The organism is Mesorhizobium sp. B2-4-6, assembly GCF_006442775.1.
GTDB lineage: Bacteria > Pseudomonadota > Alphaproteobacteria > Rhizobiales > Rhizobiaceae > Mesorhizobium.
On the sequence record NZ_VFVI01000002.1, the window covers coordinates 236,618 to 257,069 of the forward strand.

Sequence of the window (20,452 nt, forward strand, 5' to 3'; positions counted from 1 at the left end):
TCCTGACCTTTTGCCGGCGCTACCCCATGTCCATGACGCCTTGACGACAGCCGGCTGCCGAAATTGGATGCCTGCGCCAGGCTAGCGATCTCGGCTCAGCCCCTTCTCGGCCAGCTCGGCAAGGTAAGCGTTCCAGCGCTCGTCCTTTTCGTGGCCGAGCGTATGCAGATAGTTCCAGGTGAAGATGCCGGTGTCGTGGAAATCGTCGAAGGTGATGCGCACAGCATAATTGCCGACCGGGTCGATCTTGAGGATCGCGACATCGCGTTTGCCGGGAACCGTCACCCGCTGCTCCGGCGAATGGCCCTGCACCTCCGCCGATGGCGAGGCCACGCGCAGGAACTCCGCCGGCAACTCGAACGGTTGGTGGCCGGGGAAAGTCACGGTCAAGAGCTTGCGGTCCTTCGAGACCCTGAGTTCCTTTGGCGCGGTCATGGCTGTCCTGTCTGGGTTGCGCCCTTCCCTACGCCGCTTCGCGCGATCCGAAAAGGATCATTAGGAAGCAGCCGACACGCGATGTCGGTCGGGGAATGTTACCAAAGATCGAGACATTCTATCTTGAATGCGGCATTGGATCGTATCACATAGCTATATATAACGACGCCGCTCAGGCCATGGGAAACGCTTGCAAATGGACATGATCGACCCCTTCGGTCGCACCATCAGCTATCTGCGCGTGTCGGTCACCGACCGCTGCGATTTCCGCTGTACCTATTGCATGGCCGAGGACATGACCTTCCTGCCGAAGAAGGATCTGCTGTCGTTGGAAGAGCTTGACCGGCTCTGCACCGTTTTCATCGAAAAGGGCGTGAAGAAGCTGCGGCTGACCGGCGGCGAGCCGCTGGTGCGCAAGAACATCATGCATCTGGTGCGCCAGCTGTCGCGGCATCTTGCGAGCGGCGCCCTGCAAGAGCTGACGCTGACCACCAATGGCTCGCAGCTTTCGCGCTTCGCCGCAGAGCTCGCCGATTGCGGCGTCAAGCGCATCAACGTCTCGCTCGATACGCTCGATGCCGGGAAATTCCACCAGATCACGCGCTGGGGCAATCTCGGCAAGGTGATGGAGGGCATCGATGCCGCGCAGAAGGCCGGGCTGAAGATCAAGCTCAACGCGGTTGCGCTGCGCGACTTCAACGACGCCGAGATTCCCGAGCTGATGCGCTGGGCGCATGGCCGCGGCATGGACCTCACTCTCATCGAGACGATGCCGATGGGCGAGATCGAGGCCGACCGCACCGACCAGTATTTGCCGCTGTCGCTGTTGCGCGCCTCGCTGGAACGCCAGTTCACGCTTTCCGATATTCCTTTCAAGACCGGCGGCCCCGCCCGCTATGTCCATGTCGCCGAGACCGACGGCCGGCTCGGCTTCATCACGCCGATGACGCACAATTTCTGCGAAAGCTGCAACCGCGTGCGGCTCACCTGCACCGGCACGCTCTACATGTGCCTCGGCCAGGAGGACGCCGCCGATCTCAGGGCGCCCCTGCGCGCCTCCGAGGGCAACGAACTGCTCGGCGCGGCAATCGACGAGGCCATCGGCCGCAAGCCCAAGGGCCATGATTTCATCATCGACCGCCGCACCAGCCGTCCGTCCGTATCGCGCCATATGAGCGTCACCGGCGGCTGATTTTTTCCACTGATTGGTGCATGATCTCTTCTGGTCATCGACCGAAGGGGGGATCATGCAACGTCCGCGGCGCTTCGGCTGGTCGTCACTGGCGGCTATCTTGTCGCTGTCGACAATCATGACGACGGCCGCAACGGCCAAGCCGTTCACCTACGTGAATGCGCGTTTCGGCCAGTCATGCACATTTCCCGACGAAATCTTCGACAGGCCGATGCCTGAGCCGGAAAACGGCGATGGTCAGCAATGGCTTAGCGCCGACGGCGCCAGCCTGACCTGCTCCGGCATCTACAATGTCGACAACGACACGCCGCAAGGTTTCGTCGCCCAGGAGAAAGCCAGCACCGAACCGGGTTACAAGATCACCTGCAGCAAGACCGGCAAGAACTGGGCGCTGCTTTCCGGCACCAAGGAGGGCAGGATCTTCTACGAGCGGCGCCTGTTCGGGAAGGACGACGTCATCCGTACCGTCTGGATCGAGTATCCCGCCGCGCTCAAGACTAAATACGACCCGCTGGTTGCCTCCGTTGCCAACAGCCTGCGCGGCCCCTGAGGCCAGCCTGGCTGCACTGAAAATAAGCGCTCGCGCCATCTTCCGCTTGATTTACCGCCGGCCTTTTCCGGCCTAGCCTTCGAGGCGCGATTTTCGCTCTAGGGGGAGTGCACATGCGCACATTCATGCTTTCACTTGCAATGCTTGGGGTTGCTTCCGTACCGGCCGCGGCTCAGTCGATCGGCGGCACCTACACCGTCGCCGGCACCAATTTCGACGGCTCGAAATATGGCGGCGAGGCAACCATCACGCTGACCAGCGACACGACCTGCACGATCCACTGGGAAACCGGCGGCTCGACCTCGGACGGCATCTGCATGCGTAACGACAATGCATTTTCCGCCGGCTATGCGATGGGCAAGGAGATCGGTCTCGTCGTTTACAAGATCGAGAAGGACGGCTCCCTGCACGGGCTGTGGACCATTGCCGGCCAGAACGGCAACGGCACCGAAGTTCTGACGCCGAAGTAAGTCGTCGGAATCTCGGCAAATCGATCTCATGGGCGACGCAGAAATTCGTGGCCCATTTCTTTGCCGTTGCTGTTTTCCGGCCGCCTGCTAGACGGCTGGATTAAAATAGAATCCGGAAACGCCTTTGCCTCTCTCGCCAAATCTGCGCGGCGCGCTGTTCATGATCGTGGCCATGGTCGGCTTCACCTTGAACGACGCGATCACCAAATTCTCGTCCGAATCGATGAACATGGCGCAGGTCATGCTGGTGCGCGGCGCCTTCGCATCCGTGTTCGTCGGCCTGCTCGCCTGGCGGCGCGGCGCGCTCGCCAATCCGGCCGCCATGTTGCAGCCGATGGTGGCCATGCGCGTCGCCGGCGAAGCGGGCGCCACCGTGTCGTTCCTCATCGCGCTTGCGCATCTGCCGATCGGCAATGTCTCGGCCGTCATGCAGGCTCTGCCGCTGGCGGTCACCATGGGCGCGGCATTGGTCTTCGGCGAAAGTGTCGGCTGGCGACGTTGGACCGCCATTGCCGCCGGTTTCGTCGGCGTGCTCATCATCGTACGGCCGGGTTTCGAAGGATTTAGCGTCTATTCGCTGGTGGCATTGGCCAGCGTCGCCTGCTGCGCCGTGCGCGACCTCTCCACCAAGCGCATCCCCGAGGCGATCCCGACCATGCTGGTGTCGACGGCGACCGCGCTTGCCATGACGGTGCTGGGTGCGCTGCTTTTGTCACCGATGGGCGGTTGGACGCCGATGAGCGGCAAGGCGACAGCTCTGTTGGCATTGGCGGCGGTGCTGGTGCTCATCGGCTATCAGTTCATCATCATGGCGATGCGCTCGGGCGACATCTCCTTCATCGCACCCTACCGCTACACCGCCCTGCTCTGGTCGATCCTGCTCGGCCTCGTCATCTTCGGCGACGTCCCGGACCTGCCCATGATCGTCGGCGCAGTCATCATCATCGGCTCCGGCCTCTATGCGCTCTACCGCGAGCGCGTCGTCGGCAGGCGGCAACCTGCCGCCGAAAGCGCTGGACCCGACATGGCGCCGGACGGCATATAGGCCGATGGACCGACATGTTGCGGGGATCATTCTGGCGGGAGGCCAGTCGCGTCGGATGGGCGGCGGCGACAAGCCGTTGCTTTCGCTTGGCGATGACAGACTGATCGATCATGTCGCCCGCCGATTGAAGTCGCAGGTCGCGACCCTGGGGCTCAATGCGAACGGCGATCCGGCGCGGTTTGCCGCCCTGGACCTGCCGGTGCTGGAGGATACGGTGCCGGGCCATGCCGGGCCGCTGGCTGGCATTCTCACCGGCCTCGAATGGGCGACCACGCAAACGAGCTGCCGATGGCTGATGAGTGCCGCCGGCGACACGCCGTTCTTCCCCGACGACCTCGTCGAGCGCCTGGTCGCGGCAGTTCACGACTGGCCTGGCGCGATCGCCGTCACCAGTTCGGGCGGCAGACGGCACCCGACCTTCGCGCTTTGGCCGCTCGGCCTGCGCGACGCCTTGCGCCATTTCATGGTCGACGAGGACAACCGGCGGGTTTCGGCCTTCATGGAGCGCCAAGGCTATGTCGAGGTCGAATTCCCCATGATCGAGGCCGGCAACCAGAAGATCGATCCATTCTTCAACGTCAATACGCCGGACGACCTTGCGGCGGCGGAGCGTCTGTTGCAAAGCCTCGGGCCATGAGACGCGTATTCGGCATCACCGGCTGGAAGAACTCCGGCAAGACGACCCTGACGGAAAAGCTGGTCACCGAACTGGTAGCGCGCGGCTGGACGGTTTCGACGGTGAAGCACGCCCACCATGACTTTGACATCGACAAGCCGGGCGCCGACAGCTTCCGCCATCGGCAGGCGGGCGCCACGGAGGTCGCGATCGTCTCCGGCCGGCGCTGGGCGCTGATGCACGAATTGCGCGGAGAGAACGAACCGACGCTGGACGACATCCTGGCGCGCCTGGCGCCCTCGGATATCGTGCTGGTCGAAGGCTATAAGCGCGAAGCGCATAAGAAGATCGAGGCAAGGCGGCTCGAGGCCAGGGACCGGACACCGCTTTCGGCCAACGATCCCAACATTGTCGCCATTGCCGCCGACTTTACAGTCGAAGGCGAAACGTTGCCGGTTTTCGATCTCGATGACACGAAATCGATAGCCGACTTTGTCGAGCGCAGCACAGGTCTCGTGGCTCAAACCAAGTAACGCAGCGGCACATTCTGATTGTCGTTTGGCGTTGATTTGCAGTTGCTTTTTTCTTGGAAAGAGTGGGAGTATCCGCCTCAGCGGGCGGTAAAGAAGCTCCGCCCACAAGAGCCGCACGGGACAGCGGCCATGACAATATGAGAGGATTATCATGCGTATTGCACTGCGTATCGCGCTTGCCGCTTCGGCCGCGCTGCTGACACTTGGCGTCGCCCAGGCTCAGGAAAAGACCCTGAGGATCGGCACCGAAGGCGCGTATCCGCCCTTCAACAACCTGACCTCGGACGGCCAGTTGGTCGGCTTCGACATCGATATCGCCAAGGCGCTCTGCGACGAGATGAAGGTGAAGTGCACCTTCGTCGCGCAGGACTGGGACGGCATCATCCCGGCGCTCCAGGCCGGCAAGTTCGACGCCATCGTCGCCTCGATGTCGATCACGCCCGAGCGCGCCGAGAAGGTCGACTTCACCCACAAATACTACAACACCCCGTCGGCCATCGCCGTACCGAAGGATTCGCCGCTCAAGGGCGTGACCAAGGAAGACCTCGCCGGCAAGAACATCGGCGTCGCCACCACGACCACGCATTACAACTATGCTTCGAAGACCTACACCGACAGCACCATCAAGGGCTATCCGAGCAGCCCCGAGGAACAGGCCGACCTCGCCAATGGCCGTCTCGACGCCATCGAGGACGACATCGTCGTGTTGCAGCAGTGGCTGGATTCGCCGGACGGCGCCTGCTGCAAGATCCTCGGTCAGCCTTCGCCGCAGCCGGTCGATATCTTCGGACCGGGCGCCGGCATCGCCGTGCGCAAGGGCGAGACCGATCTGGTCAACAAGCTGAATGCCGCGATCGACGCCATCCGCAAGAACGGAAAGTACAAGGAAATCAACGACAAGTACTTCAAGTTCGACGTCTACGGCGCCGAATCCTGATCGACAAGCCAAGGGCGGTGAGGCATTCCTTGCCGCCCTTAAATCCTTCCGGGATCGCCACGGAGACACAACCCGTCAATGCCGGCCCAAAGCATTTGGACACTTCTCAGCTGGGGACCGGATGGCTGGAGTGACGACATTGCGTCTGGCGTTCTGGTCACCATTGCGCTGGCGCTTGCCACACTGCCGATCGGCCTGGTGATCGGCTTTTTCGTCGCCTTCGCCAAGCAGCACGAAGAGCCGTCGCTGCGCCTGGCCGGCAACATCTACACCACCGTCTTTCGCGGTCTGCCCGAACTGGTGACGCTGTTCCTGTTCTTCTTCGGCATGCCGCTTCTCCTGCAATATGTCGTGCGGCTGTTCGATCCCGACGCGACGATCGACGTCAACAGCTTCATCGCCGGCATGATCGTGCTGTCGCTGATCTTCTCCTCCTACGCCAGCGAGGTCTTTCTCTCCGCGTTTCGTGCCATTCCGAAAGGCCAGTATGAGGGCGGCTACGCCATTGGCCTGTCGAAATGGCAGACGATGCGGCTCATCGTCCTGCCGCAGCTGATACGCATCGCTTTTCCGGGCCTCGAGAATTGCTGGCTGAGCCTGCTCAAGGACACCTCGCTGGTCTCGGTAGTCAATCTGGCCGAAACCTTGCGCCAATCCGGCGTCGCGGCGCGGGTCACCAAACATTCCTTCCTGTTCTACAGCGCTGCGGCGTTGATCTTCCTGGCGCTGGCCGTCCTGTCGTCGATCGCCACGAGCTACATCCTGCGCCACCTCGGACGGAGGGAGGCGCGATGAGCGTCAGCCAGGCCGTTGCGATCGACAGGCCGCCCCCGCAAGCGCGAGGCTGGTCGCGAGCCCGTATCCTCGGCTACGCGCTGGTTGGCTTCTGGATTCTCTTCGGCGTCGGTATCGTTGCCTATCTGGTCTACGCATGGAACGCCGCGTTCTTCGCCAGATACGCCCCAGCCTATCTGCAGGGCCTGGGCACCACGCTGTCGCTGGTCGCCATCTCGATGGTCCTTGGCGCAATCCTGTCGCTTCCCGTCGCCTATGGCCGCATGTCGAAGAACAGGATTCTGTCCGGGCTTGCCTATTGCTATGTCTACTTCTTCCGCGGCACGCCGCTGCTCGTGCAGACCTACCTGGTCTATTACGGCGTCGGCTCGTTCCGGCCGGAGCTTGAGACGGTCGGGCTGTGGTGGTTCTTCCGCGAAGCTTTCTATTGCGGCGTCTTTGCCTTCTCGCTCAACACCGCCGCCTACCAGGCCGAAATCCTGCGTGGCGCCATAGAAAGCGTACCGCGCGGCCAATGGGAGGGCGCGGCTTCGCTCGGCCTCCACAAATTGCAAACGTTGCGCAAAGTGGTCCTGCCCCAGGCGATCATCGTCGCGCTGAGACCCTACGGCAACGAACTCATCCTGATGATCAAGGCTTCGGCAATTGTCGCCATCATCACGGTCTACGACCTGATGGGCAACGCCAAGCTCGCCTACGCGAAATCCTTCGACATCCAGGCCTATATCTGGGTGGCGATCGTCTATCTGGCGATGGTCGAGATCCTGCGCCACGGCGTCGAATGGATCGAGCGGCGCATCACCGTCCACCTGCACCGCTAGGCCGAAATCGCGTCGGCCTGGGCCAGTCGATGCGGCTACCCGCGCCTTGACGAATCCGCCGCAGGGCCTAGAGCTTCCGCAACTGAAATTTCGTTTGCGAAAGGTGGCTTATGGCATCGGTGGCATTTCTCGGTCTTGGCGTCATGGGCTATCCGATGGCCGGGCACCTCACGAACAAAGGCGGCCATGACGTCACCGTCTACAACCGCACCAAGGCAAAGGCCGAGCAGTGGGTGGCCCAGCATGGCGGCAAACTGGCGCTGACGCCGGCCGAGGCGGCCGAAGGCAAGGACTTCGTCTTCTCCTGCGTCGGCAATGACGATGATCTGCGTTCGGTCACCACAGGTGCGAATGGCGCCTTCGCCGCGATGAAGAAAGGCGCCATCTTCATCGACAACACCACTGCCTCGGCCGAGGTCGCGCGAGAGCTTGACGAAGCCGCGCGCAAAGCGGGCTTCTCCTTCCTCGACGCGCCGGTCTCCGGCGGCCAGGCCGGCGCCGAGAACGGCGTGCTGACCGTCATGGTCGGCGGCGATGAGGCCGCCTTCGACAAGGCGCGGCCCGTCATCGACGCCTACGCCCGCATGGTCGGCCTGATGGGGTCGGCGGGTGCCGGCCAGCTGACGAAAATGATCAACCAGATCGCCATTGCCGGCCTTGTCCAGGGGCTGGCCGAAGGCATCCATTTCGGCAAGAAGGCGGGGCTCGACATCGAGAAGGTGATCGAGGTGATCTCCAAGGGAGCGGCCGGCTCCTGGCAGATGGAGAACCGCCACAAGACGATGAATGCCGGCAAATATGATTTCGGCTTCGCCGTCGACTGGATGCGCAAGGACCTCGGCATCTGCCTGGCAGAGGCCAACCGCAACGGCGCCAAGCTGCCGGTGACGGCGCTTGTCGACCAGTTCTACAAGGATGTGCAGGACATGGGCGGCAAGCGCTGGGACACGTCCTCGCTGCTTGCACGCCTCGAAAAATAGGCAACGCAATGCCCCTGCCCGATCCGAGCTGGAGCGCCGACGACATCGTCGCTCATTTGCGCGCGATCGGCACCGAGGCGAACCGGGCGGGCATGGCGCGCTTCGGCATCAACACCACGAGCGCCCTCGGCGTCGGCAATTCCGAATTGCGGCCGCTGGCGCGCAAACTGAAGAAGAACCACGAGCGATCGCTTCTGCTGTGGGACAGCGGTGTCCGCGAAGCGCGGCTGATGGCGGCCTTCACCGGCGAGCCGAAGAAGGTCGGCATCGATCAATGCCGGCGCTGGGCGGCGGATTTCGACAGCTGGGAGATCGTCGACACCGTCGCCGACCTGTTCGCTGTAACGCCATTCTGGCGCGAGCTGATCGATGAGTTCGCCGAAGACGAACGCGAATTCGTCCGCCGCACCGCCTTTGCCATGCTGGCCTGGAGCGCGGTGCATCTCAAGAAAGAGCCGGACGCGACCTTCCTTGCCTATCTGCCGCTGATCGAGAAACATGCCGGCGATCCACGCAATTTCGTCCGCAAGGCGGTCAATTGGGCGCTGCGGCAGATCGGCAAGCGGTCGATGAGCCTGCACGCCCCTGCCCTTGCGCTGGCGGAAAAACTGGCGGCATCGTCGGACAAGACGGCGCGCTGGATCGGCAAGGATGCGGTGAAGGAACTGACGGATGCCAGACAGATCGAAAGGCTCGCAGCCGCAAAGACCTGACCTTGCCGGGATTCGCTTCGTCGAGGTGACGCCGGAGACACGCGCCGGCTTCGAGAGCCTGTTCGAGCAGCCAGGCGCGCCGAAATATTGCTGGTGCATGGCCTGGCGCCATTCCAGTCGCGAGCACGGTGAGAACGATGAGAAGAAGCGCATGATGATGGCGCTCATCGATGCCGGCACCCCGGTCGGCATCGTCGCCGAGTTGGACGGCAGACCAGTCGGCTGGTGCTCGGTCGCGCCGCGCGAGACCTACCGGAAACTTTCGAAGCAGCAGGACGACACCGAAACAGGCATATGGTCGATCGTCTGCTTCTATGTGCCGAGGGCTTTGCGCGGCGACGGGCTGGCTTCCGCCCTGCTCGATGCGGCGATCGACCATGCCTTCCGCAAAGGCGCACGTATCATCGAGGCCTATCCCGTCGACAAGGCAGCGCCCAGCTATCGCTTCATGGGCTTTCACGACATGTTCGTCGCGCGAGGCTTCCATGAAATCGGCACCGCCGGCACGCGCCGGCATGTGATGCAACTGAGCCGTTGAGCCCGACCGGTCACGACGCTTTTACTCGATTCCGCCAATGGACGGGCGGAGGATGGAGCACCATGAACAAGCGTTTCAGATCGTGCGCGATGTTGGCGGCCGTGCTGCTCTTCGCTGCCTCGGGAGCCGATGCCGCGGCCGATGTCGCGCATATCCTGTGGAAGGACCTGCGCCCAGCCACGCAAGCCGTTGCCGAGGACGCGAACCTGCCGATGATAGCCGCGAAACTGCCAGACCACGGTGAGACCTTGTCGCTCAATCTGCAGGACAAGACGATACAATTAGCCGGCTATGCATTGCCGGTCGATCGCGATGGCGACCTCGTCTATCAGCTCCTGCTGGTGCCGTGGACCGGCGCCTGCAGCCACATGCCGACGCCACCGCCGAACCAGATCGTGTTGGTGACGCCGGCGCATCCCTATAAGATGAAAGAGACCTACGAGCCGGTCGCCGTCACCGGCGTGCTGAAACCCGGCATGGAAAAGAGCCAGCTCTTCATCCTCGACGGCGTCTCGATCGTCCAGTCGGGCTACACGGTGCGCAAGGCCGAGGTGGTGAGCGTCGACAGCGTGCCGGACACGGTCACGCTGCCGGTCAACTCGCCGTGGAATTTCCTCAACAAAAAGAAGAACTAAGCTCGCCGCGCCACTCAAGTGCGGGAATCGGCGAGCACCCTATGATCAGGCGGCGTTCGCGCCCGATTCCTTGTCCAGAACCATGTAGTCGAGCGGGATTTCGGTCGTGTATTTGATCTGCTCCATGGCGAAGGACGAGGAGACGTCACGGATCTCGATCTTGGCGATCAACCGCTTGTAGAAAGCGTCATAGGCGGCGATATCCGGAACCACCACGCGCAGCAGGTAATCGACATCGCCGCTCATGCGATAGAACTCGACCACTTCCGGGAATTCCTGGATGACCTCGGAGAAGCGCCGCAGCCATTCATGGCTGTGCGAATTGGTGCGGATCGACACGAAGACGGTGACGCGCACATTGACCTTCACATGGTCGAGAATGGCAACGCGCCGCTGGATGACGCCCTCCTCCTCGAGCTTCTGGATGCGCCGCCAGCACGGCGTGGTCGACAGGCCTACTTTCTTGGCGACATCGGCGACCGCGAGCGTCGCGTCCTCCTGCAGGAGGCGGAGAATTTTTCTGTCGAGACGATCCATGGGGAGCTCCAGGGGAATAGTTTGGCTATAATCCCTTTTATCCAGGCCTTTCACAAGAAAGAAATTCTGCCGATGACGGCAAAAGCGAGTGATTTCTTGCGGGATGCCTAATCGATGCGATAGCGGATTTCCGACCTCAGGAAGGGCAGCAAATCCATTTCAAACCAGGGATTCTTCTTCAGCCAGCCGGTGTTTCGCCAGGATGGATGCGGCAGCGGCAGCACTTTCGGGACGGCCGGTCCATCCCATATGGCGCGCCAGTTCCTGACTGTCTCGGTCAGCGACGGCAGGCGTGCCGTGCCCATATGCCAGGCCTGCGCATAGCCGCCGATGGTCAGAACCAGGTCGATCTGCGGCATCAGCGCCATCAATTGAGCGCGCCAGGCTGGCGCGCATTCGCGGCGCGGCGGCAAGTCGCTGCCCTTGGCGTCCTGTCCGGGAAAACAAAAGCCCATCGGAACGATGGCGAATTTTTCGGTGTCGTAGAACTCATCGCTGCTCACATCGAGCCAGCTTCTCAGCCGGTCTCCGGAGGCGTCGGTGAACGGCACGCCCGACAAATGCACTTTTGTGCCCGGCGCCTGGCCGGCAAGCAGGACCCGCGCGGTGGAGGAGGGCTGCAGCACCGGCCGCGGCTCATGCGACAAAGGCCGCCCACGCGGCTCCTCGACGCAGATGCGGCAGGTCCGCACCCTGGCGGTGAGGCGCTCCAGCGCTTCTCCCATATCAGGCTGACTATCCAATTGTTGTCGCTCAGGCCGCTGCGCTCGGCCGGCTTGTAAGCGCCGCGTACCAGCGAAGCACGTTCGTACACGCCTCCGGCACCCTGATGCGGGCCGGCTTCATGAAATCGATGGCGATCATGCCAGTGATGTCGGCGACCGAATAGTCATCGCCGGCGGCAAATTCGCGCTCCGCCAATTCGTGGTCGAAGAGATGCAGGAATTCGATCGCTTTCGGTTTGTTGGCCTCGCCCCATTCCGGGATTTGCGGCACTTCCCACTCCTTCATCGCAGGATGGATGTGCCGGAACGCGGCAGCGACGCTGGCCATCAGGTTCAGTTCCATGCGCCTTTGCCACATCTCCACCATGGCCTTGCCGAGCGCGCCCGTGCCGAACAGCGCGGGCTTGGGATGCAACTCCTCGAAATAGCGGCAAATGGCGATCGATTCGGTGATGATGGTGCCGTCGTCGAGCTCGAGCACAGGCAGGCGCCGCAGCGGATTGCGCTGCGCCACCTGCTCGCCGCGATGCTCCAGCGCGCCCATGTCGACGGGCACCAGCGGGACCGTCAGCCCCTTCTCGGCAAGGAAGACGCGCACGCGCCGGGGGTTGGGCGCGCGGCCACCATCGAACAACTTCATTCCATCCTCCAGCTTCTCCACCGGATCATAGGCGGCTTCGCCCATCACCAGAAGCGAACAAATTCGCGCAACGCGTCGCCGAACGAGACGAGCACGCCGTGCTTTCTCTCGACCGGCGCATCGCGATGGCTGTCGCGCCACTGCCGCGGCCCCTCGAAGGTGCCAGCCCAGATGCCGGCCTTGGCCGCTCTCGCCACCGCTTCCTCGGTCTCGAAGTCGCCGAAGGCAACCGCCCATCCGGCCTGCACCTGGCTCCGGTTCAGGTCGGTGTCACCTGCCCTGCAGTCGCCGAGCAGCCGGCCGTAACGGTCGCGCTGCCAGCCGCTGCAGGAAACCGGCCTGCCGGAGATCAGCCGTACCAGCGATTGCCGCGCCAGCTTGCCGCAGGGATAGTCGGCGCCGGCCTTCTGGCAGGTCTGCTGATACTCCGGAGCGTCGATGCCGCGCATGCGAATGCGCTCGGTCCCGAGCGTGATCGAATCGCCGTCATTGACGATCGCCGTGCCTTGCTCCTTGCGTGTCTCGAACCGGTCGAGGCGCGCCGCCACCAGGATAAGCAACCCGAGCAAGAGGATGGCCAGCCCATAGTCCAGCAGCTTGCGCCAGAGACTTCGCGGCGAGCTGGCCGCGTAGCGTCGGCGCGGTTCTCGCGGCACGAAACGGCTCATATGGCAAACAGTCTCTTAATCATTCGAACGTAGCTTAACGAACTGACAGTCGCTGCGCGCAGAAATTGAAGTCTGTATGCCTTTGCAACGCTCGAACACAGCGGATAAATTTATTGTGGACCGCCGTAAACCGCACCGCAACAGCGATGTGGCGCGCGCGGTGCGCAAGACGCGCGACCGCCTTTCGCAGCAGGCGGGCAGCCTCGACTTCGACCGTGAACTGCTGAAACTGCATGCGCGCGCCATGGTGGTCGGCGCGGCCGCGATCCCCTTGCTCGTGCTCGCCGTAGCGGCCGTCGGTCGGCTGGCCGGCCTGGACAGCCAGATCGCAATCTGGGCCCTGTCGACGCTGCTTTGCTACACCATCGTCGCTTTCATGGCGCGTCGCGTGGAGCGGACCGAGGCGGCCGAACTCGACCCGGTGCAGACTCGCCGCGACTTCCTGATCGGCCATTTCCTCTGCGGGCTCGGCTGGGCGTGGTTCGCCTGGTTCGGCTGCGCCACCTGCCAGATCGACCAGTTCCATGTGGCCAAGGCCATGGTGCTGCTGATCGCCATGGCGACCACCGCCGTGATGGCCTCCTCGCTTGGCGGCGCCCTGTTCGCGACCTTCGCCATTCCCGTTGCCGTTTATGTCTACACCGTCATGCGCCTTTGGACACCGATCGAAGCCACGATGGCGGCCTTGCTCATCGCCGCGCTCCCCTTCTTCGGCTATATCGCGCGACACCTCAACCAAGCCTCGTTGATGGTGCTGTCCTTCCGCTCGGAGAAGGACGCGCTGATTGCCGAGGTGGAAACGGCGAAATCGATGTCGGACGAGGCAAGGCGGCGCGCCGAGGACGCCAATCTGGCGAAATCGCGTTTTCTCGCCTCCATGAGCCACGAACTCAGAACGCCGCTCAACGCCATCCTTGGCTTCTCCGAAGTGATGGCCAATGAAGTGCTGGGGCCGATGAACAATCCGACCTATCGCGACTATGCCCATGACGTGCACGAGTCCGGACAGCACCTGCTCGACCTGATCAACGAGATCCTCGATTTGTCGCGCATCGAGGCCGGCCGCTACCAGCTCAACGAGGAGCCGGTGGTGCTGCTGACGATCGTCGAGGATTGCTGCCACATGATGGAGCTGCGCGCCCGCAACAAGGACATCCGCGTCATCCAGGAATTCGAGGAGACCTTGCCGCGGCTCTTCGCCGATGAGCGCGCAGTCAGGCAGATCACGCTCAACCTCCTGTCCAATTCGATCAAGTTCACCCCGTCCGGCGGCGAAGTGCGCGTACGTGTCGGCTGGACCGCCGGCGGCGGTCAGTACATCTCGGTCAGGGACAACGGCCCAGGCATACCGGAGGAGGAAATCCCGATAGTGCTTTCCGCTTTCGGCCAGGGCTCCATCGCCATCAAGAGCGCCGAACAGGGAACCGGCCTCGGCCTGCCGATCGTGCAGGGCCTGCTCGCCATGCATGGCGGCGAGTTCGAACTGCATTCCAAGCTGCGTGAGGGCACCGAGGCGATCGCCATTTTCCCGTTGAGCCGGGTGATGGAAGAATTGCCGGCTTTGCCGACCAAGACCGTTGCGGCGCGGGGGCGCCGCTGAGGCAACCCCTGTGGCTCTAAAGCCGGATAGCCATCGCCATGCCGGAACTGGTCAACGCCGCGGCCTTGACGATTCCGGCGGCGAGAGCGGCCCCTACCCCTTCGCCATGGCTGATGCCGAAATCGAGCAGCGGCCGCAGTCCGAGCCGTTCGGCAGCCTTGGCGTGGCCGGGCTCCGGCGACAGGCTGGCAAGCAGGCAGTGATCGAGCGCGCCAGGATTGGTCGCGTAAAGGGCAGCGGCCGCCGCGGTCGCCGCGAACCCGTCGAGCAGGACAGGAATCTTCTCCATGCGCGCCGCCAGAATGGCGCCGCAGATCGCCGCGAACTCGCGCCCGCCGACCCTGCGCAAGGCCTCAAGCGGATCGCCCAGACCCAGACCGTGGAATGCCAGCGCCTGATCGACGACCTCAGCCTTGCGCGCGGTCATCGCAGCGTCGGCGCCCGACCCCGGCCCAACCCAATCGGCCCCGTTGCCGCCGAACAGCGCGGCGCAAAGAGCGGCGGCGATCGTCGAATTGCCGACTCCGAGATCGCCCAGGCACAGAAGATCGGCGCCGCCCGCCACCGCCTCCATGCCGAAGGCCATGGTCGCGGCGCAGCCGCGTTCGTCGAGCGCGGCTTCCTCGGTGACGTCGCCCGTGGGAATGTCCAAGGCGAGGTCGAAGACTTTCAGGCCGAGATCGTTGGCAACGCAGACCTGGTTGATCGCGGCGCCGCCGGCGGCGCAGAGTTCGACCTCATTGGCTGTCGCCGACACCGGACGCGGCGAAATGCCGTACCTGACGGCGCCGTGATTGCCGGCGAAGATCGCCATCAGCGGCCGGTTGATCGCCGGTGGCGCGCGTCCGCTCCAGGCGGCAATCCAGGCCGCGATGTCCTCGATGCGGCCGAGCGATTCCTTCGGCTTTTCCGCTTTGGCAAACAGCGCGCGGACACGGGCCGCCGCCGCGTCATCGGCAGGCGGCAACCCTGCCAGGAGGCTTCGGAAATCGTCGAAAGGCGTTGCGGTCATTTATGTCGGTCGCGGTCCGTTGCGGAAATCGCAAGCGGCATAGCCCCCTTCTCCAGCCGGCACAACCGCCTGACGATGCCGCGAACGCGTCGCCTTGCGGCGTATTGCGAAGGGCTTGCATTGCCCCGGCGGTTGCACCATGTGGAATAAAGCCAAGAGAACAGCATGTCCGCTATCGAATCCCCCTGCATCCTGGTCTGTTCGATCGATATGAAAACCGGCTTCTGTTTCGGTTGCGGCCGCACGCGCGACGAGATTTCCGGCTGGCTGACGATGACACCCGAAACGCGCCGGACGGTGATGTCCGAATTGCCGGCGCGTCTCGAAACGGTCGAGCGGCGGCCGCGTCGTGAAACCCGGCGTAGCCGCATGGCGCGCGAGCGCGGCGTTTTGTGAGAAGAAACCGATGAACCGGCTGTTCTGGATCGTCATGGCGGTGATCGGCGCCGGGGTCGTGCTGCTGATGCTCAACAATTCGGCCGGCCACACCTTCGGCATGGCCAACAACGATTTCGGCCGGCTGATCTGGGTCGGCGTGCTGGTGATGGTGATCGGGGCGAGCCTGCTCCGCTCCGGCCGGCCGGTGGGCGACATGGCGCGCAATATCGGTGTCTGGGCCGCACTGATCCTCGTGCTGATCGCCGGCTATCAGTATCGCTACGAACTGCAGGACGTCGCGAGTCGCGTCACCGCCGGCCTTGTCCCGGGCAGCCCGTTGGCTTTAGGCGTGGAGAATGGCCGCCCGACCGTCACGCTCGACAAGGCCGACAATGGCCATTTCGAGGCCCGCATCCTGGTCAACGGCACGCCGGTGCGGGCGGTGGTCGACACCGGCGCGACCAGCACGGTGCTGACGTCCGAAGATGCTCAGGCCGCGGGTTTCAACCCGGCGGCGCTCAGCTACAGCGTGGACGTCTCGACCGCCAACGGCATGGCGCGCGCGGCGACCGTCAGGACCGACCAGGTGGCGATCGGCGGCATCGTGCGCAAGGACATGTCGGTGATGGTCGCCGCGCCCGGCATGCTGGATCAAAGCCTGCTCGGCATGAACTTCATCGGCTCATTGTCGGGTTTCGACGTGCGCGGCGACCGCATGATTTTGCGGGACTGACCTAAGATCAGGCCGCCTCGGCTTCCGCCGCCGCGAAATCGATTGCGGAAAACGCGGTCTTCAACACCTGCGCCCCGGCGCCAGGCCTGTTCGCATCCGTCGACAGGATTTGCCGGAAGCGGCGCGCGCCAGGCAAGCCGTGGAACAGTCCGACCATGTGGCGCGTAATGTGGCCGAGCCGCCCGCCCCGCTCGATATGGCGAGCCGCGTAGCCGGCCATGGCGTCGATCAGCGCCGCATGGTCGAAGGCGGCGGGCGCCTCGCCGTAGAAGGCGGCATCGACGCCGGCAAGGATGCCGGGCGTGTGATAGGCCGCGCGGCCGAGCATCGCGCCGTCGACATGCCCGAGATGAGCCGACGCCTCGGCGAGCGATTGAATACCGCCATTGATGCCGATGAATTCGTTCGGCTTTCTGGCCTTCAGCCGGTAGACGCGCGGATAGTCGAGCGGCGGGATTTCACGGTTCTCCTTGGGACTCAGCCCCTCGAGCCAGGCCTTGCGGGCATGCACCCAGAGCGCGTCGGCGCCCGCGGCGAGCACGCCATCGGCAAGCGTATCGAGAGCGGGTTCGGGATCCTGGTCGTCGACGCCGATGCGGCATTTGACCGTGACGGGGACTTTCACCGTTACCTTCATCGCCGCGACGCACTCGGCGACTAGGGCCGGCGTCTTCATCAGGCAGGCGCCGAACGTCCCCGACTGGACGCGGTCCGACGGGCAGCCGACATTGAGGTTGATCTCGTCATAGCCGAAGGCCTCGCCGATCCGCGCCGCCTCGGCGAGTTTTTGCGGATCCGACCCGCCAAGCTGCAGAGCCACCGGATGCTCAGCGTCGTCGAAGCCGAGCAGCCGCTCGCGAGCGCCATGGATGACGGCATCGGCCACAACCATCTCGGTGTAAAGCAGAGCCCGGCGCGTCAACTGGCGATGGAAGAACCGGCAGTGCCGATCCGTCCAGTCCATCATTGGTGCTATGGCGAGCCGCACCTTTTTGTAATCGCTGCTCTTTTCCATCGCGTCCGGCGGTTCCGAGAGCCTCCATCAACGAGGCACCCGCTCACATAAGCGATTTCGCAGCGATTTCCTACCGGGTGCCCCAGGAACTGCGCAACAGACGAAGCCGAAGGCATCTCGACCGTGTCAGGATGCAAAACAATAAACTACACGCCGCGCCGGTCAGGCGCGGCGTTCTCGATTTGCCAAAAATCGGCTTAGCCTAACGCCTCAAGGCGTAGACATTGTCCATCGACGCGCCACCCAGCGGCAGCGCCATGTCGTCGTCGAGCAGCCGGGTGATGCGGGCAAAGCCGACAAAGGCTTTGCGCGCTTCCTCGGCCGACATCTTGCCCGACACAGCCGCCGCGCAGCAATTCAGCGCGCATTGATAGACTGGGCCACGTCTGCCCGTTGGCCATTTCCGCAGGAACACCATCGCCTCGGAGACGCTATCGACTTCCTCCACAGGATGTCCCTGCCCACGCGCGATTCGCACTGGGGTAAAGAAATGCAAGCGATCCATCGTTATCCTCCCGGTCCGCCGCAGAGCAGCCGAACTTCATTAAACGCACGTCTTATGGATCGGTTCCAAACAAATTTGGTTGCTGTCGGAAAAAATTCGGAACCGGCCGGCCTGCGCGAAAACCGCTTGGCGACTCAGCTCGGTTCGGTCCGAAGCCGTCGAATACGGCGATTCTCATTGAATATCTTTAAGGCGAAAGCCGGCAAATGGGTTGCTTGCCGGTTCCCCGGTCTCAGGCTTAACCTCTGCGGTCAAACGCGTGAGGGCGCGTTTTGCAACAAGGGGAACACCTGCAATGACCATTCAAGGCGCATCGCCTGACCTCTACAACGAGGATCTGGCTCCGGCAACGGTCAGGAACTGGGGACCGTTTTCGATCTTCAACGTCTGGACCTCGGACGTCCACAGCCTCTGGGGCTACTACCTGGCGGCCAGCCTGTTTCTGTTCTGCGGCGGCTTCGTCAACTTCGTCATCGCCATCGGCATCGGCTCGCTGATCATCTACGCGCTGATGAACATGGTCGGCTATGCCGGCGTGAAGACCGGCGTGCCCTACCCCGTGCTTGCCCGCGCCTCCTTCGGCATCTGGGGCGCCAACGTTCCGGCTCTGGTGCGCGCGATCGTCGCCTGCTTCTGGTACGGCGCCCAGACGGCCGCGGCTTCGGGCGCCATCGTGGCGCTGCTGACGCGCCTGCAATGGTTCGACGAGTTCAACAAGAGTTCGCACCTTCTGGGACATTCGACCCTGGAGGTGATCTGCTTCGTCATCATCTGGGCGCTGCAGCTGCTGATCATCCAGAAGGGCATGGAAACCGTTCGCCGCTTCCAGGACTGGGCCGGCCCGGCCGTGTGGATCATGATGCTAATCCTGGCCATCTATCTTTGCGTCAAGTCGGGCACTTTCGCCTTCACCAGCGACATCCCGATGGATGTGCTGCTGGACAAGACCAAGGACGCCGGCGTTCCGGGCGAGCCCGGTTCCTGGACCGCGCTGTTCGCGGTGGCGGCGATCTGGGTGACCTATTTCTCGGCGCTCTACCTCAACTTCTGCGATTTCGCCCGCTACGCGCCGGACAAGGCGGCGTTGCGCAAGGGCAACATATGGGGCCTACCGGTCAACCTCATCCTGTTCTCGCTGGTGGCCGGCGTCACCACGATCGCCGCTTATGACGTCTACCATGAAGTGCTGCTCCATCCCGACCAGATCTCGGCCAAGTTCGACAGCTGGTTCCTGGCCGCTCTCGCCGCGTTGACCTTCGCGGTGGCGACGCTGGGCATCAACGTCGTGGCGAATTTCGTCTCGCCGGCGTTCGACTTCTCCAACGTCTTCCCGCGCCAGATCGACTTCAAGAAGGGCGGCTACATCGCGGCACTGATCGCCCTGGTGCTCTATCCCTTCGCGCCATGGGAAGGCAGTGCCGCTTCCTTCGTCAACGTCATCGGCGCGACGATGGGACCGATCTTCGGCGTGATGATGGTCGACTACTACCTGATCCGCAAAAGCGAAGTCGACGTCGATGCGCTCTATCGCGAGGACGGCGAGTTCCGTTTCCAGAGCGGCTGGCATGTCAACGCCTTCATCGCCGCCGGCATCGGCGCCATCTTCTCCTCGATCCTGCCCAACTTCACCAACTGGCTGCCGTCCTGGTGGGGCGTCTATGGCTGGTTCTTCGGCGTGGCCATCGCGGGCGCCGTCTACTACGTGCTGCGCACCATGGCGCTCGGTGCGGGTGCGAAGGTGGCGAAGGCTTGAAAATGAGGCCGTAGGCAGCAGGGCTTAGGCAATAGAGAACACTCTCCTACTGCCTACTGCCTACTGCCTACTGCCTACTGCCTACCATCTCCGCCAAGCGCCGCACCGTGTTCCAGTTACGCGACGTGCCGATGCCCATGCGCTTGTGGCTTGCTGCCGTGAGCAGGCGCGAGCTCGGTCTTTCACGGGAAAAGACCACCCAGATATCGCCGTCGACCAAAAGCACCTTCTCGTCCTCGGCGGCGTAGGCATGGAGCGCTGCGGCGGCCTCGACGGGCGCCGGCCTGCGCATGACGCGCACCGCCACCTGGTCGGCGGCGTCCGCGGAATCGTCCGGGAATGGATTGCCGGCCGCGAGCTTCAACCAATCCTCCGCGCCGCGCACGATAATATCGACATGGCGGCCGAAAGTTTCTTCGAAGGCCTTTTCCAGCCGATGCTCGAGATCGGAAATTTTGGCCGTCCGCGCCTCGAAGACCAGATTGCCCGTCGCCACCAGCGTTCGGACATTCTTCAGGCCGATCCTTTCGGCCATCGCCTTGAGGTCCGACATGACGACCCGCCGCCCCTCGCCGAGGACGATGCTGTAGAGCAGCGCGACGTAAGTCCGCATGGCACGGTTCGCC

The 20,452-nt window shown here is 63.3% G+C and carries 26 protein-coding genes; 17 read left to right on the forward strand and 9 right to left on the reverse strand.

Translation table 11 applies throughout. From position 1 onward, the window contains the following. Positions 1-81: 81 nt before the first annotated feature. Positions 82-435: a DUF971 domain-containing protein gene (locus tag FJ957_RS06985; RefSeq protein ID WP_140829968.1), complete on the reverse strand. Its 354-nt coding sequence runs from the start codon at positions 433-435 to the stop codon at positions 82-84. Between the two features lie 196 nt (positions 436-631). Between FJ957_RS06985 and moaA the strand changes: the two genes are divergently transcribed. From moaA to FJ957_RS07050, 13 genes are all read left to right on the forward strand, one after another. Further along, on the forward strand, positions 632-1,627 hold the full coding sequence (gene moaA / locus FJ957_RS06990) for a GTP 3',8-cyclase MoaA (RefSeq protein WP_140829972.1): 996 nt from the start codon (positions 632-634) through the stop codon (positions 1,625-1,627). 55 nt (positions 1,628-1,682) lie between these two features. Continuing rightward, positions 1,683-2,177, forward strand: coding sequence for a hypothetical protein (locus FJ957_RS06995; protein WP_140829976.1), 495 nt, complete (start codon positions 1,683-1,685; stop codon positions 2,175-2,177). A 113-nt stretch (positions 2,178-2,290) separates the two neighbouring features. Next, positions 2,291-2,647: a hypothetical protein gene (locus FJ957_RS07000; RefSeq protein WP_140829978.1), complete on the forward strand. Its 357-nt coding sequence runs from the start codon at positions 2,291-2,293 to the stop codon at positions 2,645-2,647. Between the two features lie 124 nt (positions 2,648-2,771). Continuing rightward, on the forward strand, positions 2,772-3,692 hold the full coding sequence (locus FJ957_RS07005; protein ID WP_140829980.1) for a DMT family transporter: 921 nt from the start codon (positions 2,772-2,774) through the stop codon (positions 3,690-3,692). A 4-nt stretch (positions 3,693-3,696) separates the two neighbouring features. Beyond that, complete coding sequence (gene mobA / locus FJ957_RS07010; RefSeq protein ID WP_140829982.1) at positions 3,697-4,329, forward strand: molybdenum cofactor guanylyltransferase MobA; 633 nt, start codon at positions 3,697-3,699, stop codon at positions 4,327-4,329. After that, positions 4,326-4,841, forward strand: a complete 516-nt coding sequence (mobB, locus tag FJ957_RS07015) for a molybdopterin-guanine dinucleotide biosynthesis protein B (protein ID WP_140829983.1) — start codon at positions 4,326-4,328, stop codon at positions 4,839-4,841. Before mobA ends, mobB begins: the two co-directional genes overlap by 4 nt. A 151-nt stretch (positions 4,842-4,992) precedes the next feature. After that, positions 4,993-5,778: an ABC transporter substrate-binding protein gene (locus FJ957_RS07020; RefSeq protein WP_140657866.1), complete on the forward strand. Its 786-nt coding sequence runs from the start codon at positions 4,993-4,995 to the stop codon at positions 5,776-5,778. A 78-nt stretch (positions 5,779-5,856) separates the two neighbouring features. After that, entirely contained in the window at positions 5,857-6,573 is a 717-nt protein-coding gene (locus FJ957_RS07025) for an ABC transporter permease (protein ID WP_140829985.1), read from the forward strand. Next, the gene (locus FJ957_RS07030; protein WP_140829987.1) at positions 6,570-7,394 is read left to right on the forward strand and encodes an ABC transporter permease; all 825 of its coding nucleotides are present in this window, start codon (positions 6,570-6,572) and stop codon (positions 7,392-7,394) included. The genes FJ957_RS07025 and FJ957_RS07030 overlap by 4 nt, the downstream gene beginning before the upstream one ends. A gap of 110 nt (positions 7,395-7,504) precedes the next feature. Further along, positions 7,505-8,374 carry an NAD(P)-dependent oxidoreductase gene (locus FJ957_RS07035; RefSeq protein ID WP_140829989.1) on the forward strand — a complete coding sequence of 290 codons (870 nt, stop codon included), beginning with the start codon at positions 7,505-7,507 and terminating at the stop codon, positions 8,372-8,374. Positions 8,375-8,382: 8 nt separating this feature from the next. Continuing rightward, the gene (locus FJ957_RS07040) at positions 8,383-9,087 is read left to right on the forward strand and encodes a DNA alkylation repair protein (RefSeq protein ID WP_140829991.1); all 705 of its coding nucleotides are present in this window, start codon (positions 8,383-8,385) and stop codon (positions 9,085-9,087) included. Next, positions 9,047-9,625: a GNAT family N-acetyltransferase gene (locus FJ957_RS07045; protein WP_140829993.1), complete on the forward strand. Its 579-nt coding sequence runs from the start codon at positions 9,047-9,049 to the stop codon at positions 9,623-9,625. Before FJ957_RS07040 ends, FJ957_RS07045 begins: the two co-directional genes overlap by 41 nt. 62 nt (positions 9,626-9,687) lie before the next feature. Next, a complete protein-coding gene (locus tag FJ957_RS07050) occupies positions 9,688-10,260 on the forward strand; it encodes a DUF3299 domain-containing protein (RefSeq protein WP_140829995.1) in 573 nt (190 codons plus the stop codon). 45 nt (positions 10,261-10,305) lie between these two features. Here the strand turns inward: FJ957_RS07050 and FJ957_RS07055 are convergent, their stop codons facing one another. The 4 genes from FJ957_RS07055 to FJ957_RS07070 form a co-directional block, all read right to left on the reverse strand. Continuing rightward, positions 10,306-10,797: an Lrp/AsnC family transcriptional regulator gene (locus FJ957_RS07055; RefSeq protein ID WP_140642616.1), complete on the reverse strand. Its 492-nt coding sequence runs from the start codon at positions 10,795-10,797 to the stop codon at positions 10,306-10,308. A gap of 107 nt (positions 10,798-10,904) precedes the next feature. Next, positions 10,905-11,522, reverse strand: coding sequence for a uracil-DNA glycosylase family protein (locus FJ957_RS07060; RefSeq protein ID WP_140829996.1), 618 nt, complete (start codon positions 11,520-11,522; stop codon positions 10,905-10,907). A 28-nt stretch (positions 11,523-11,550) separates the two neighbouring features. Further along, complete coding sequence (locus FJ957_RS07065; RefSeq protein ID WP_140829998.1) at positions 11,551-12,162, reverse strand: glutathione S-transferase; 612 nt, start codon at positions 12,160-12,162, stop codon at positions 11,551-11,553. Positions 12,163-12,206: 44 nt separating this feature from the next. Further along, complete coding sequence (locus FJ957_RS07070; protein ID WP_140830000.1) at positions 12,207-12,830, reverse strand: thermonuclease family protein; 624 nt, start codon at positions 12,828-12,830, stop codon at positions 12,207-12,209. A gap of 76 nt (positions 12,831-12,906) precedes the next feature. Here FJ957_RS07070 and FJ957_RS07075 point away from each other — a divergent pair, with 76 nt between their 5' ends. Beyond that, entirely contained in the window at positions 12,907-14,430 is a 1,524-nt protein-coding gene (locus FJ957_RS07075) for an ATP-binding protein (RefSeq protein ID WP_140830002.1), read from the forward strand. A 16-nt stretch (positions 14,431-14,446) separates the two neighbouring features. Here the strand turns inward: FJ957_RS07075 and FJ957_RS07080 are convergent, their stop codons facing one another. After that, positions 14,447-15,442 carry a nicotinate-nucleotide--dimethylbenzimidazole phosphoribosyltransferase gene (locus FJ957_RS07080; RefSeq protein ID WP_140830004.1) on the reverse strand — a complete coding sequence of 332 codons (996 nt, stop codon included), beginning with the start codon at positions 15,440-15,442 and terminating at the stop codon, positions 14,447-14,449. Between the two features lie 165 nt (positions 15,443-15,607). Here FJ957_RS07080 and FJ957_RS07085 point away from each other — a divergent pair, with 165 nt between their 5' ends. Further along, the gene (locus tag FJ957_RS07085) at positions 15,608-15,838 is read left to right on the forward strand and encodes a DUF1289 domain-containing protein (RefSeq protein ID WP_140830006.1); all 231 of its coding nucleotides are present in this window, start codon (positions 15,608-15,610) and stop codon (positions 15,836-15,838) included. Between the two features lie 10 nt (positions 15,839-15,848). Further along, positions 15,849-16,553 carry a TIGR02281 family clan AA aspartic protease gene (locus FJ957_RS07090; RefSeq protein WP_140830009.1) on the forward strand — a complete coding sequence of 235 codons (705 nt, stop codon included), beginning with the start codon at positions 15,849-15,851 and terminating at the stop codon, positions 16,551-16,553. A gap of 7 nt (positions 16,554-16,560) precedes the next feature. On the opposite strand, the gene dusA is transcribed toward FJ957_RS07090, so the two are convergent. Beyond that, complete coding sequence (dusA, locus tag FJ957_RS07095) at positions 16,561-17,568, reverse strand: tRNA dihydrouridine(20/20a) synthase DusA (RefSeq protein ID WP_140830011.1); 1,008 nt, start codon at positions 17,566-17,568, stop codon at positions 16,561-16,563. A 202-nt stretch (positions 17,569-17,770) separates the two neighbouring features. Next, complete coding sequence (locus FJ957_RS07100; RefSeq protein ID WP_140830015.1) at positions 17,771-18,073, reverse strand: DUF982 domain-containing protein; 303 nt, start codon at positions 18,071-18,073, stop codon at positions 17,771-17,773. A 295-nt stretch (positions 18,074-18,368) separates the two neighbouring features. Here FJ957_RS07100 and FJ957_RS07105 point away from each other — a divergent pair, with 295 nt between their 5' ends. Then, on the forward strand, positions 18,369-19,826 hold the full coding sequence (locus FJ957_RS07105; RefSeq protein ID WP_140830017.1) for an NCS1 family nucleobase:cation symporter-1: 1,458 nt from the start codon (positions 18,369-18,371) through the stop codon (positions 19,824-19,826). A gap of 67 nt (positions 19,827-19,893) precedes the next feature. Here FJ957_RS07105 and FJ957_RS07110 read toward each other — a convergent pair whose 3' ends face one another. Next, positions 19,894-20,439: a DUF1697 domain-containing protein gene (locus tag FJ957_RS07110; RefSeq protein ID WP_140830020.1), complete on the reverse strand. Its 546-nt coding sequence runs from the start codon at positions 20,437-20,439 to the stop codon at positions 19,894-19,896. Between the last annotated feature and the right edge of the window lie 13 nt (positions 20,440-20,452).

Bases quoted from the DNA above. Each gene is read 5' to 3' on its own strand.
- FJ957_RS07025 (WP_140829985.1), top strand. From the start codon at position 5,857: ATGCCGGCCCAAAGCATTTGGACACTTCTCAGCTGGGGACCGGATGGC.
- dusA (WP_140830011.1), bottom strand. From the start codon at position 17,568: ATGGAAAAGAGCAGCGATTACAAAAAGGTGCGGCTCGCCATAGCACCA.
- FJ957_RS07055 (WP_140642616.1), bottom strand. From the start codon at position 10,797: ATGGATCGTCTCGACAGAAAAATTCTCCGCCTCCTGCAGGAGGACGCG.
- FJ957_RS07105 (WP_140830017.1), top strand. From the start codon at position 18,369: ATGACCATTCAAGGCGCATCGCCTGACCTCTACAACGAGGATCTGGCT.
- FJ957_RS07045 (WP_140829993.1), top strand. From the start codon at position 9,047: ATGCCAGACAGATCGAAAGGCTCGCAGCCGCAAAGACCTGACCTTGCC.
- FJ957_RS06995 (WP_140829976.1), top strand. From the start codon at position 1,683: ATGCAACGTCCGCGGCGCTTCGGCTGGTCGTCACTGGCGGCTATCTTG.
- FJ957_RS07050 (WP_140829995.1), top strand. From the start codon at position 9,688: ATGAACAAGCGTTTCAGATCGTGCGCGATGTTGGCGGCCGTGCTGCTC.
- FJ957_RS07000 (WP_140829978.1), top strand. From the start codon at position 2,291: ATGCGCACATTCATGCTTTCACTTGCAATGCTTGGGGTTGCTTCCGTA.
- moaA (WP_140829972.1), top strand. From the start codon at position 632: ATGGACATGATCGACCCCTTCGGTCGCACCATCAGCTATCTGCGCGTG.
- FJ957_RS07060 (WP_140829996.1), bottom strand. From the start codon at position 11,522: ATGGGAGAAGCGCTGGAGCGCCTCACCGCCAGGGTGCGGACCTGCCGC.
- FJ957_RS07070 (WP_140830000.1), bottom strand. From the start codon at position 12,830: ATGAGCCGTTTCGTGCCGCGAGAACCGCGCCGACGCTACGCGGCCAGC.
- FJ957_RS07090 (WP_140830009.1), top strand. From the start codon at position 15,849: ATGAACCGGCTGTTCTGGATCGTCATGGCGGTGATCGGCGCCGGGGTC.
- FJ957_RS07110 (WP_140830020.1), bottom strand. From the start codon at position 20,439: ATGCGGACTTACGTCGCGCTGCTCTACAGCATCGTCCTCGGCGAGGGG.
- FJ957_RS07020 (WP_140657866.1), top strand. From the start codon at position 4,993: ATGCGTATTGCACTGCGTATCGCGCTTGCCGCTTCGGCCGCGCTGCTG.
- FJ957_RS07100 (WP_140830015.1), bottom strand. From the start codon at position 18,073: ATGGATCGCTTGCATTTCTTTACCCCAGTGCGAATCGCGCGTGGGCAG.
- mobB (WP_140829983.1), top strand. From the start codon at position 4,326: ATGAGACGCGTATTCGGCATCACCGGCTGGAAGAACTCCGGCAAGACG.
- FJ957_RS07065 (WP_140829998.1), bottom strand. From the start codon at position 12,162: ATGAAGTTGTTCGATGGTGGCCGCGCGCCCAACCCCCGGCGCGTGCGC.
- FJ957_RS07075 (WP_140830002.1), top strand. From the start codon at position 12,907: ATGCCTTTGCAACGCTCGAACACAGCGGATAAATTTATTGTGGACCGC.
- mobA (WP_140829982.1), top strand. From the start codon at position 3,697: ATGGACCGACATGTTGCGGGGATCATTCTGGCGGGAGGCCAGTCGCGT.
- FJ957_RS07035 (WP_140829989.1), top strand. From the start codon at position 7,505: ATGGCATCGGTGGCATTTCTCGGTCTTGGCGTCATGGGCTATCCGATG.
- FJ957_RS07085 (WP_140830006.1), top strand. From the start codon at position 15,608: ATGTCCGCTATCGAATCCCCCTGCATCCTGGTCTGTTCGATCGATATG.
- FJ957_RS06985 (WP_140829968.1), bottom strand. From the start codon at position 435: ATGACCGCGCCAAAGGAACTCAGGGTCTCGAAGGACCGCAAGCTCTTG.
- FJ957_RS07030 (WP_140829987.1), top strand. From the start codon at position 6,570: ATGAGCGTCAGCCAGGCCGTTGCGATCGACAGGCCGCCCCCGCAAGCG.
- FJ957_RS07040 (WP_140829991.1), top strand. From the start codon at position 8,383: ATGCCCCTGCCCGATCCGAGCTGGAGCGCCGACGACATCGTCGCTCAT.
- FJ957_RS07080 (WP_140830004.1), bottom strand. From the start codon at position 15,442: ATGACCGCAACGCCTTTCGACGATTTCCGAAGCCTCCTGGCAGGGTTG.